Origin of the sequence: Mesorhizobium sp. M0018, from assembly GCF_040323955.1 — a bacterium.
Classification (GTDB): Bacteria; Pseudomonadota; Alphaproteobacteria; order Rhizobiales; family Rhizobiaceae; genus Mesorhizobium.
In genome coordinates this window covers 80554-91866 of the sequence record NZ_JAMYVL010000017.1, presented here as the reverse complement: position 1 = coordinate 91866, position 11313 = coordinate 80554, and the positions used below count along the sequence as shown (strand labels likewise).

11 protein-coding genes are annotated in these 11313 nt (G+C 64.6%); 3 read left to right on the top strand and 8 right to left on the bottom strand.

Annotated features, from left to right (window positions below):
• Positions 1–199: 199 nt before the first annotated feature.
• From hisG to hisS, 3 genes are all read right to left on the bottom strand, one after another.
• On the bottom strand, positions 200–901 hold the full coding sequence (gene hisG, locus NKJ81_RS22600) for an ATP phosphoribosyltransferase (RefSeq protein WP_352541786.1): 702 nt from the start codon (positions 899–901) through the stop codon (positions 200–202).
• A complete protein-coding gene (locus NKJ81_RS22595; protein WP_352541785.1) occupies positions 898–2016 on the bottom strand; it encodes an ATP phosphoribosyltransferase regulatory subunit in 1119 nt (372 codons plus the stop codon). The genes hisG and NKJ81_RS22595 overlap by 4 nt, the downstream gene beginning before the upstream one ends.
• 178 nt (positions 2017–2194) lie before the next feature.
• Positions 2195–3757 (bottom strand): histidine--tRNA ligase, encoded by a 1563-nt coding sequence (gene hisS, locus NKJ81_RS22590; protein WP_352541784.1) that lies wholly within the window; start codon positions 3755–3757, stop codon positions 2195–2197.
• 336 nt (positions 3758–4093) lie between these two features.
• Here hisS and NKJ81_RS22585 point away from each other — a divergent pair, with 336 nt between their 5' ends.
• Complete coding sequence (locus NKJ81_RS22585; protein WP_352502096.1) at positions 4094–4345, top strand: hypothetical protein; 252 nt, start codon at positions 4094–4096, stop codon at positions 4343–4345.
• 4 nt (positions 4346–4349) lie between these two features.
• On the opposite strand, the gene NKJ81_RS22580 is transcribed toward NKJ81_RS22585, so the two are convergent.
• On the bottom strand, positions 4350–4985 hold the full coding sequence (locus NKJ81_RS22580; protein WP_352472682.1) for a DNA-3-methyladenine glycosylase I: 636 nt from the start codon (positions 4983–4985) through the stop codon (positions 4350–4352).
• Between the two features lie 222 nt (positions 4986–5207).
• On the opposite strand from NKJ81_RS22580, the gene NKJ81_RS22575 reads away from it, so the two are divergent.
• Both NKJ81_RS22575 and NKJ81_RS22570 read left to right on the top strand, forming a co-directional pair.
• A complete protein-coding gene (locus NKJ81_RS22575; RefSeq protein ID WP_352472683.1) occupies positions 5208–5942 on the top strand; it encodes a L,D-transpeptidase in 735 nt (244 codons plus the stop codon).
• Between the two features lie 261 nt (positions 5943–6203).
• On the top strand, positions 6204–7124 hold the full coding sequence (locus tag NKJ81_RS22570; RefSeq protein ID WP_352502095.1) for a bifunctional 5,10-methylenetetrahydrofolate dehydrogenase/5,10-methenyltetrahydrofolate cyclohydrolase: 921 nt from the start codon (positions 6204–6206) through the stop codon (positions 7122–7124).
• A 9-nt stretch (positions 7125–7133) separates the two neighbouring features.
• Here the strand turns inward: NKJ81_RS22570 and NKJ81_RS22565 are convergent, their stop codons facing one another.
• The 4 genes from NKJ81_RS22565 to NKJ81_RS22550 form a co-directional block, all read right to left on the bottom strand.
• Positions 7134–8201, bottom strand: coding sequence for a hypothetical protein (locus tag NKJ81_RS22565; protein ID WP_352541783.1), 1068 nt, complete (start codon positions 8199–8201; stop codon positions 7134–7136).
• A complete protein-coding gene (glcF, locus tag NKJ81_RS22560; protein WP_352541782.1) occupies positions 8173–9474 on the bottom strand; it encodes a glycolate oxidase subunit GlcF in 1302 nt (433 codons plus the stop codon). The genes NKJ81_RS22565 and glcF overlap by 29 nt, the downstream gene beginning before the upstream one ends.
• Before the next feature lie 68 nt (positions 9475–9542).
• On the bottom strand, positions 9543–9926 hold the full coding sequence (locus tag NKJ81_RS22555; protein ID WP_352450958.1) for a DUF4870 family protein: 384 nt from the start codon (positions 9924–9926) through the stop codon (positions 9543–9545).
• Positions 9923–11179 carry an FAD-binding protein gene (locus NKJ81_RS22550; RefSeq protein WP_352541781.1) on the bottom strand — a complete coding sequence of 419 codons (1257 nt, stop codon included), beginning with the start codon at positions 11177–11179 and terminating at the stop codon, positions 9923–9925. The genes NKJ81_RS22555 and NKJ81_RS22550 overlap by 4 nt, the downstream gene beginning before the upstream one ends.
• Between the last annotated feature and the right edge of the window lie 134 nt (positions 11180–11313).

Here is an 11313-nt window from a genome sequence, read left to right as displayed (position 1 = left end):
AGAAAATCGCGTCAGGTCGGTGCCAGCGGCCAAGCTGTCAATCTCCCTCCTTGAGGGGGAGATGGCCGGCAGGCCTGAGGGGGTCGTCTCGCGTGGAGCACCAGCCTGTTCTGTCCGTTAGGAGAGTCGCGTCAAGACGTACCGACCCCCTCTGTCGCCTTCGGCGACATCTCCCCCTCAAGGGGGGAGATCGGCAGCGTCAGCCTGCGTTCACCGACGCCATCCTGCCCGCAATATCGCGCAACACGGCCTCGTCCGTCGCCGAACGCATCTTCCTCGACGCCACGAGACAGGCCTGCGAGCGCAGGATGAGGCCGTCGGCCAGCACCTTGAGATGGTTGGCGCGCAGCGTCGCGCCTGACGTGGTGATGTCGACGACGATATCGGCCAATCCGGCCGCCGGCGCGCCTTCGGTGGCGCCAAGGCTTTCGACGATGCGGTAGACCTGGATGCCGTGCTTTTGCGAAAAGAACTGCTGGGTCAGGCGCCAGTATTTGGTGGCGATCCTGAGCCGGCGGCCGTGGCGCTGGCGGAAGTCGGCGGCGACGTCGTCGAGGTCGGCCATGGTGTCGACATCGAGCCAGATGTCGGGCACGGCGACGACGACATCGGCATTGCCGAAACCGAGGCGGGCGATGATTTCGGCGCGCATCTCGCAATCGGCGAGGTTTTCGCGCAAAAGGTCCTCGCCGGTGATGCCGAGATCGACCGACCCCTGGCCGATTTCGCCTGATATCTCCGAGGCAGACAGGAACGCTATCTCGACGCCGTCAAGGCCGTCGATGCGGGCGCGATATTTGCGCTCGTCGCCGGGCAGGCTGACGGCAAGCCCGGCCTTGGCCAGCACCTCCAGCGCCTGCTCCTTGAGCCGGCCTTTCGACGGGATCGCCAGCGTGATCATGGCGCCGTCTCCCGCAGCGCCTCGATGCGGTCGAGCCAGACGGAAAAACCGACGCCGGGGATCGGCGTTTTGGCGCCGAGCAGCGTCAGCAGCCGGTCGTAGCGGCCACCACCGGCGAGCGGCCGGTCGCCATCCTGCGCCGCGATCTCGAAGACCAGGCCGGTGTAGTAATCGAGCGGCCGGCCGAAGGCGGCGTCGTAGCTGATTTCAGACGTCGGCAGGCCGAGGCTTGCGATGGCCGCGGCGCGGGCTGCGAAATTCTCCAGCGCAGCCCCCAGTGAAAGCCCGGCATCGGCTGCAAAACGTTCGAGCGCTCCGGCGGCGCTGTCGAGCGGCACGTCGATTGCCAGGAAGCTCTTCAGCGCCGCAAACGCCTCGTTCGACAGCCGCACGCTGCGCAGTTCGGCTTTCTCGATCAGGCGCCGCGCAATCTCGGACGGCGAACGCCCGGCCGTTGCCGACAGCCCGGCCCCTTCCATGCCGCCGGCGACATGCGCCGAAAGACCGTCGAGATCGCCGTCGAGGACAAGGGCGGCGACCGGGCCGGCAAGCTGGCTGTTGCGCGGTGGATTGGCCAGGTCGGCAAGTGCTGCCTCCAGCATCGGCGCCGAGCCGAAGGCACGGGCCAGCCGCATGCGCCAGCCGCGCGGCAGGCCAAGTGCTGCCAGCACCGCCTCGAAGATGGTCTGGTCGCCGAGCGTCACCGCCAGCTCCCGGCCGGGCAGCACCAGCGACAGCAGCGCATGCGCATCGGCCAGCGAACGGGCGTCGGCGGCCGCCGTGTCGCGGTCGCCGAGATCCTCGATGCCGGCCTGGAAGAACTCGTTGCCGCCCTCGCGGCGCTGGCGAAACACCTCGCCGAGATAGGAATAGCGGCGCGGCGTGCCGGCCTGGCTGGCGATGTGGTCGAGGCAGACCGGAATGGTGAATTCCGGCCGCAGGCAAAGCGTCTGCCCGGTCTCGCTTTCGGTGAGAAAGATGCGGCGCCGCAAATCCTCGCCGGCCATGTCGAGGAACGGATCGGCCGGCTGCAGCACAGCGACTTCGACCGCATGCGTATTTCGCGCGGCGAAGAGGCTGGTGATGTCGGATGCGATGGCGGGGCGCGAGGTCATGGGAATGTGGAGCGCGAGGCACCCCCCTCTGGCCTACCGGCCATCTCCCCCTCAAGGGGGGAGATCGGCAGCTTCGGCCTCGGTGTCTCTTCTCCAACGCTTGAGATTGGCGAAAGCAGGCGCGATATCCAATCTCCCCCCCTGAGGGGGAGATGGCCGGCAGGCCAGAGGGGGGTGCTCACGCGCCACCCTTCGCTCGGTCGGCCGCCTGCGCCGCCAGTATCTTCTTCACCTCGGCGACCAGATCGCCTTGCGACACGGTCACCTGCGCCGGTCGCGCGGCGCGCCATTCGGCGTTGTCGGCGATCTCGGCCGACATTTTCGCGCCTTCGATCAGGTCCTTGATCTGCACCTCGCCCTTGGCGCGCTCGTCGCCGCCCTGGATGACGGCGACCGGGCTGCCGCGGCGGTCGGCATATTTCAGCTGCGCCTTCATGCCGGCGCCGCCGAGATACATTTCCGAGCGGATGCCGGCGGCGCGCAGCTCGGCCACCATCTTCTGGTAGCGGCCGAGGCTTTCCGTATCCTTGTCCATGGTCAGCACGACGACCGGCGCGATGACATCGGAAGTATCGAGCTTGCCGAGGTTCTTCAGCGCCGTCATCAGGCGCGAGACGCCGATGGAAAAACCGGTCGCCGGCACCGGCTCGCCACGAAAGCGCGAGACGAGGCCGTCATAACGTCCGCCGCCGCCAACCGAGCCGAAGCGCACGATCTGGCCGTCCTCGTTGGGGATTTCGGCCAGCAGCTCGGCCTCGTAGACCGGGCCGGTGTAATATTCGAGGCCACGCACAACGGAGGGATCGATGCGAATGCGATCCTCACCGTAGCCGCTTTGCGCGACCATGGTTCTTATCTGCTCCAACTCTGCAAGACCCTCGACAAACGAGGCGTTCGTGATGCCGAGATGTTCGAGTTTTCTTTCCTCGACAAGATTGCTGAGCCCTGGGGTGATAGATCCCAGTGTCTGGACAATTTGTTCGGGATCATGCTGCGCCATGACCGTGAAATAGCTGATCACAACATCGCTTTGCGCGTTACCCAGTCCGGCACCTTTGGTAAAATCACCGCTCTCGTCCTTGCGCCCGGCGCCCAAAAGCAGACGAACCCCCTCGACGCCCAGCTTGTCCAGCTTGTCGATCGCCCGCAGCACTTGCAGCCGGCGGCCAGCGTTCTCGTCGCCGCCGAGGCCGATCGCCTCGAGCACGCCGTCGAGCACCTTGCGGTTGTTGACGCGGACGACGTAGTCGCCGCGCTTGATGCCGAGCGCCTCCATCACGTCGGCCATCATCATTGCCATCTCGGCATCGGCCGCGACACCCTGCGTGCCTACCGTGTCGGCGTCGAACTGCATGAACTGGCGGAAGCGGCCGGGGCCGGGCTTCTCGTTGCGGAACACCCAGCCGGAGCGATAGCTGCGATAGGGTTTCGGCAGGCGCTCGAAATTCTCGGCGACGAAGCGCGCCATCGGCGCGGTCAGGTCGTAGCGCAGCGACAGCCATTGATCGTCGTCGTCCTGGAACGAGAACACGCCCTCGTTCGGCCGGTCCTGGTCGGGCAAGAATTTGCCGAGCGCATCGGTGTATTCGATCAGCGGCTGGTCGACCGGCTCGAAACCGTAGAGTTCAAAGACCGAGCGGATCGTCGCCATCATCTTCTCGACGGTGCGCAGATCGTCGGCGCCGCGGTCGACAAAGCCGCGCGGAAGCCGCGCTTTCATCTTTTCGGATTTGTCGGCCATGGGATGGGTACTTTGCTAAGTAATCGGTGACTTATTTCGGGTCGGCGTGTCCTACCGATGCAGCCCGGAGAAGGCAAGGGTTTGCGGCTCTCCTTCTCCCCTTGTGGGAGAAGGTGGCCGAGCGAAGCTCGGTCGGATGAGGGGTGTTCCAGGGAACGCCGACGCCTCATTTCTTCCAACACCCCTCAACCGGCTCGGCGCTGCGCGCCGATCCACCTTCTCCCACAAGGGGAGAAGGAAAGGCGAAAAAGAAGCTGAAACAATTGCGCCATGCGCGCGGCATCGTGCCGACACAATCCGGGCCGATAAGCGCGCCGAAACAAGGGGTTCGGGGCCATGGCCACGCTACAGAAGTTCGACATCATCGATAGCGGCGCACGCGACGCCTCGGTCCGGCTGCGGCCGGCCGATGGTTATGCGCCGAATACCAAGCAAATCGCCGGACCGTTCGAGATCGCGGCGCAACAGCGCAGCGGACCGACCATGCGCGACGTGCTGATGACCGGACTGCTGGTGATCTATCCGGTGTTCGCCGCGCTGGCGGCCATCCTTGCCGGGTTTTTCCTCGCCGGCGCCGGCGGCGCCTGAGCCGCTATTTCGGCCGCTTGAACGCTTTCCGTTCCGCCTCGACCGGTTCGCGGCAGACGCAGCCCTCGAGATGGTCGTTGACCAGCCCCATCGCCTGCATGAAGGCGTAGACGGTGGTCGGGCCGACAAAGCTCCAGCCGCGCTTCTTCAGCTCTTTCGAAATGCGGACCGAGACGGCCGTCGTCGGATTGGCGCGCAAATGCGCGAGGTCGACGATCTCGGGCCGCTCGTGCGGGCCGGGCTCGAACTTCCAGAACCAGGCGGCCAGCGAGCCGGCCTCGTCGATGAGTTCGCGGGCGCGCTTGGCGTTGTTGATGGTCGAGACGATCTTGCCGCGATGGCGGATGATGCCGGCATTGCCGAGCAGGCGATCGACATCGGCGTCGGTGAAGGCGGCGATCTTGTCGACATCGAAGCCGGCAAACGCCTCGCGGAAATTGTCGCGCTTGCGCAATATGGTCAGCCAGGACAGGCCCGACTGAAAACCTTCGAGGCAGATCTTCTCAAACAGGCGGCGGTCGTCGGCGACCGGCCGGCCCCATTCGTGGTCGTGGTAGTGCAGATAATCCGGCAGGTTGCCGTGCCAGAAGCAGCGGGCGATGCCGTCGGGACCGGCAAGCAGACCTGTCTTTTCATCCATGGCGGAATTCCGTTCGTGTCTTGGCGTTAACGCGTTTTGACGCGGCCTTTACCGCGGCTTTACCAGATTCCTGAACCGGGCGGTAACCACACCAAAAGCTTTACTGACAGATCGGCATTTTACACATTCCGATTCATGTTTCGGTTGCCGCTTCGCGCCCAATGTCGGCGAAATCGGGGAGGCTTTGCACCCCGGCATGTTCGACGATCAAGGTGCGTTGCGATGAAGACATTCTTGTTCCCACTGTTCGGCGCCGCGGCCGTACTTGCTGCCGGCGCCGCCAATGCCAACGACCGCTATGCGGAGAGGCCGCCGGTGGTGGTCAGCCCGGATCTTTCGGCACCCTGGGTGCTGCAGCTCGGCCATGCCCCGGGCATCGTGCGGCAGAGCCGGCAAGAGGCGCAGCCGCAACGGCGCTACCGGCGGCTGGCCGAACCCGATCAGCTGCGCACCGCAGCGGTGCAGGCGCCGGCCAAGCGCATGGTGATGCGGCCGCAGATCGACCCGATCTATCTGCCGCAGGAAGTCGCCTATGACGGCCCGCAGAAGCCGGGCACGATCGTCATCGATACGCGAGAGAATTTCCTCTATCTGGTCGGGAAGAACGGTAAGGCGCGGCGTTATGGCGTCGGCACCGGCAAGCCGGGCTTCGAATGGTCCGGCACCCACAAGATCACCAACAAGCGCGTCTGGCCGGATTGGCGGCCGCCGGCGGTGATGATCGCCCGCGAAGCCGCCAAGGGCCGTTATCTGCCGACCTATCTCGCTGGCGGCATGGAAAACCCGCTCGGCGCACGCGCGCTCTATCTCGGCTCGACCGAGTACCGTATCCACGGCACCAATCAGCCCTGGACGATCGGCGGCGCGGTGTCGTCGGGCTGCATCCGCATGCGCAACGAGGACGTGGTCGACCTTTACGAGCGGGTCAATGTTGGCACGACGGTTGTAGTCATGTAATCTGCGGTTGACCTCACCGATGATTCTGCTCAGAAGCCTCGGGAACATTGAATAACGGGGGACGGGCCGTGTGGGGATGCGGCCAGTCACGAAAGGGCAGCGCGGCAAGCCGTGCTGCCCTTTTTGTTTCCGCCAGCAGGAATTGGCGGGAAGATTTTGCCGGCACGTCGCGCGACCGGCATGGCGGTTCGCTTTTCGCGCTGCCCTTTCGCGGTTGCTTTGCTATGTGGCGGCTAAAATCCAGATAAAGGCCCCATCCCGATGTCCCTTTCCGATGACAGCCGCTATCTCAGAGGCGGCCCGGTTGCCCAACGCATCATCGCCGGCGTGCGCGAGGAGGCGGCGATCGCCACCGCCGAAGGCTTTCCGCCGAAGCTGGTGTCGGTCACCGTCGGCGATACCGCCGCGGTCGACGTCTATGTCCGCAACCAGCGCGCCAAGGCCGGGTTGGCCGGCATCGGCTTCGAGGAAAGGCGCTTTCGCGCCGACATCACCGCCGGCGAGCTGGAAGCGGCAATCCACGGGCTTAACGCCGACCCGCGCGTCACCGGCATCATCATCCAGCGGCCGGTGGCGGTGCACATTCCGATCAAGACGCTGCAGGCGGCGGTGCATCCGCTCAAGGATGTCGAGGGCATGCATCCGGCCTCGATCGGCAACATCGTCTACAACCAGCTCGACCTGGCGCCCTGCACCGCCGCCGCTTCGGTCGAACTGCTCAGGGAAACCGGCCTCGACCTCAAGGGGCTCGAGGTGGTGGTCGTCGGCCATTCCGAGATCGTCGGCAAGCCGATCGCGTTCCTCTTGATGAGCGAAGGCGCGACGGTGACCGTCTGTCACCACATGACGCGTTCGGTGGCGGCACACGCACGCCGCGCCGACGCACTGTTCGTCGCGGTCGGCAAACCGCGGCTGATCAAGGCCGACATGGTCAAGCCGGGCGCCGCCGTCATCGATATCGGCATCAATTCGGAAATCGGGCCGGACGGCGAGAGCCGCATCGTCGGCGACGTCGATGCCGAGAGCGTCAGGCATGTCGCGTCGTGGATCACGCCGGTGCCGGGCGGCGTCGGCCCGATCACGGTGGCGATCCTGCTGCGCAACACGATGGTGGCCCTCAGCCGGCAGCGTGCCCGCTATCAGGCAACCTACGGCACGGCAGACCGGCTGGCGGCGGAGTAGGCGCCTTCGTCACGTGTATTGCGGCACATGGCAGGTGATCCGGGACTCGTCATCCCAGAAGACGTAGAGCACGCCGCCGCTGCCCCAGAAGAAACCGGCGAGTGAATCGAACTGAAGAAGAAATTTCATTTCCCGGTCCGTTCCGGGAACGACTGGAAACTGCGGTCCCTGAATCCATGACGGCAGCCCACCAAGCCGAAACAGGTTTTGCCTTGAATTGCTTATCCCGTACGACTGCCTGAGCCACCGTTCAGGGGTCGGTGCCAACCGAACAGTTCTTTTCTCGGCGGCTTTTGCAGGCCTCTCAATGTAGGGCGAATGCAGAGGCGCGATCGGCGTCGGCACACCGGCAGCGTCGTGGGAATAATAGGTCGGTTCGAGAGAATTCGCACAGGTCTCGATACGGAGTCTGGGAAGAGGCATCGTCAGCTCACTCCCAAGATCGTCCAGCATAATCAGATGTATCAGTCGCTCTCGACAGGTCGGGCACACTGCCGATCCTTCGCCGCCGACCGTAAGTGGCCGGCCAGTCGCCGGCAGATGCCAGGTAGGATGATTGCGATGCGTCGGAAAAGACATGTCGCTCGGAGCGCCTTCCTCAAAGCTGAAATGATGACATGCCGGCGGCGAACGAGGATCATCATGCGTCAGCCAGTCTGCGAAATCGGGAACGTCGCCCAAGGTACTGTCTGGAAACAATTCCGGCGCCTGCAAGGCGACGTGAGCCAGCAGATCCTCCACGTCTATTCCGCGTTTCACTTCCTCTTGCAGGAAAAATGCCAGACGAGCCAAATGCGCGTCGTCGAGAAACGAAACGGCGTCGATAATCAGATTGTCTTGCTGGACGTCGGCTTCTACCGCTGCCTTTATGAGCGTAAACAGGAATTCGGACCCATCCTTGAGATGACGAGCGATGATTGTCTGGCATTCGCCATAGCTGGCCTGGAGCGTCGCCGGCGATTTGTCCGACAGCAGCCGAACGACGGTTCCAATCTCTTCTGACTTTGGGTTGGGCATCTCGGCAGTCTCATCGGCGGGTGCGCAGCAATCAAACCAATTTTGGCGGCTCGCCGCCATAGGCCCAGTCCAGCAGCTTTATCGTATGCACCACCGGCAGCTTGGCGGCGGAAGCGATCTGGGTGATGCAGCCGATATTGCCGGTGGCGACGATTTCAGCACCGGTCGCCTCGATATTCCTGACTTTGCGGTCGCGCAGCGTTGCCGAAATCCCGGGCTGCAGGATGTTGTAGGTGCCGGCCGAACCGCAGCACAAATGCCCTTCGCGCGGCTCGCGCACGACGAAACCGGCACGGACCAGAAGCTCCTTCGGCTGGCGGGTGATCTTCTGGCCGTGCTGCATTGAGCAGGCTGAGTGATAGGCGACGATGGTGCCCGGCTTGCGGACCGGCTCGGGCAGGTCGAGGCTTGCCAGATATTCGGTGATGTCCCTGGCCAACGCCGAGACCCGCGCAGCCTTGTCGGCATAGGCCGGATCGAGGCGCAGCATGAAGCCGTAATCCTTGATGGTGGTGCCGCACCCGGATGCGGTGATGACGATGGCGTCGAGTCCACCCTGCTCGATGGCGCGCGTCCAGGCGTCGACGTTCCGTCGGGCCGACGCCAAGGCAGCGTCCTCGCGCCCCATATGATGCACCAGCGCGCCGCAGCAGCCCTCGCCCTCGGGCACCACGACCTCGACGCCAAGCCGGGTCAGCAGCGAAATCGTCGTGTCGTTGATGCCGGGATCGAGCACGGATTGCGCGCAGCCGGTGAGGATGGCGACGCGGCCATTTTTCTTCGCGCCCTGCCCGGCATGGACGCCCGGCGAGGCCATCGGCGAGACTTCCGGGACCGACGCCGGGGCCAGCTTCAACATCGCGCCCAAAGGCTTCAATACCTGGATTTTCTCAAACAGGCCGGCGAATGGGTGGCCGAGCTTCGCCAGCTTGAGCGCCGCGCGGAAACGCGAGGGATAGGGCAGCACGAAGGCCAGCATGGCGCGTGTCAGGCGATCGGCCAGCGGACGCTTGTAGGTCTCCTCGATATGGACGCGGGCGTGGTCGACCAGATGCATGTAGTTGACGCCCGACGGGCAGGTGGTCATGCAGGCGAGGCAGGACAGGCAGCGGTCGATATGGGTGACGATCTGCTTGTCGGCCGGCCGGCCGTTTTCCAGCATGTCCTTGATCAGATAAATCCGGCCGCGCGGCGAATCCAGTTCGTTGCCGAGCGTCACATAGGTCGGGCAGGTGGCGGTGCAGAAGCCGCAATGCACGCATTTGCGCAGGATCTTCTCCGATTCCGCGACATGCGGATCGGCGAGCTGGGCAGCTGAGAAATTGGTCTGCACGTAAACGAATCCTTACCGTTTGAGCATGATCTTTTCCCAAAACCGGTACCCACTTTTGGGGATCATGCTCATAATCCCAGAAACCAGCTTTCCGGGTTCTTGACCGCCTCGCCGCGCTGCAGCGCCTGCAGGCCAAGAACGCAGCGGGCGATGAACCAGACGGCGACCGCGACCATCAGCACGACACCGATGACCACGATCATCAACAGCGCCGAGATCAGTGCATAGAGCAGGCCGATCCAGAAGGTGCGGATCAGGAATGTGTAGTGGCTTTCGACGAAGCCGCCGGCCTTGCCGCGATTGATATAGGCCAGGACGATGCCGACAATACCGCTGACGCCGATGGCTAGGCCGGCGAGATAGAGGATGTAGATGACCAGCGCGTTGGTCGGGCCGGGCTCCAGCCAGCGGTCGGTCTGGCGTGACGTACCGTTTTGGCCTGGATCGCTCATTGTGCTCCTCCCTCGGTTGCCGGCGCGAGAGTAGCAGAGCTTGCGCCCGGCGCCATACGGCCGGGATTGAGGATATTCTTCGGGTCGAATTCGGTCTTCAGCCGCGCCGACAGTGCTGCCAGTTGCGGCGCTTGCGGTTCGAACACCGGCACGGCGGCGCGGTGCGAAGGGGTTGCGCGCACCAGCGTCGCATGGCCGCCGCCATGTCTTCTGATCAGGCCGCGCAACAGGCCAGCCTCGGGATCGTCCTGCTGCATGCGCAGCCAGATCAGCCCGCCCTGCCAATCGTAGAAGGCATCGACCGGGGCCTGCATGCGCAGCGCCAGCACCATCTGGTGGCCCCGCGACGGCGCCATCGAGACGCGCCACACCGGCCTTTCGCTGCCATCGGCGAACGGCGCGCAGTCGCGGACACCGCGCCAGACCGAGTACGAGACCGAACCGGAAATCTCCTGCAGCGGCCCGGCGTTTTTCAGCAGGTCTTTCAGAGCGGCAATGCGGTAAGCGACCGACGGGCCGAAGCCCTCGATGCGCAGCAGCGTCGCGGCATCGCTGCCGAGACTGCCGCCGGCGACCCTGGCTGCGACCCGTTCGGGAAGATGGGCAGCACTCGACACTTCGGCGCTGGAACCCAGCGCCAGCGCCATGGCGGCGGCGGCGTGATCGTCGAGCAGGCCGCGGATGGCGAGCGTGACTTCGGTCTCGGCAGCAGGCAGCACCTTGAAGGTGACGTCGGTGAGCACCGCCAGCGTGCCCCAGCTGTTGGCCATCAGCTTGGACAGATCATAGCCGGTGACGTTCTTGACGACGCGGCCGCCCGACTTGAAGGCCTCGCCGCGCCCGGAAACGGCCGCTATGCCAAGGATATGGTCGCGCGCAGCACCCACCTTCAGCCGGCGCGGGCCGGAAAGGTTCGCGGCGAGTGCGCCGCCGATCGTGCCTCGCGCTGGCTCACCGCCGAGCAGCGGGCCGTAATCCATCGGTTCGAAGGCAAGTTGCTGGCCGTTTTCGGCAAGCAGGCTTTCGATTTCGGCCAGCGGCGTGCCGGCTTTTGCCGACAGCACCAGTTCGGCCGGCTCGTAAAGCATGACGCCGGAGAGTTTGGAAAGGTCGAGCGTATGCTCGCTCTGCTGCGGCCGGCCGATACCGCGCTTGGAGCCGTGGCCGAGGATTTCGAGCGGCGAGTCTTCGGCGGCTGCCCAAGCGACGGTGGATAGGGTTTCCGCGGCTGTTGACGGGGTGAAGGTGGTCATGGGACGGACGCGGCATTTGCAAATGCGGGAACGTCGTGTTCCTTCGCGCCCCCCTCTGTCTTGCCGGACATCTCCCCCTCAAGGGGGGAGATCGGATGCTGCGTCGGGCTTCGCCAATCTCCAGTGTTAACGGG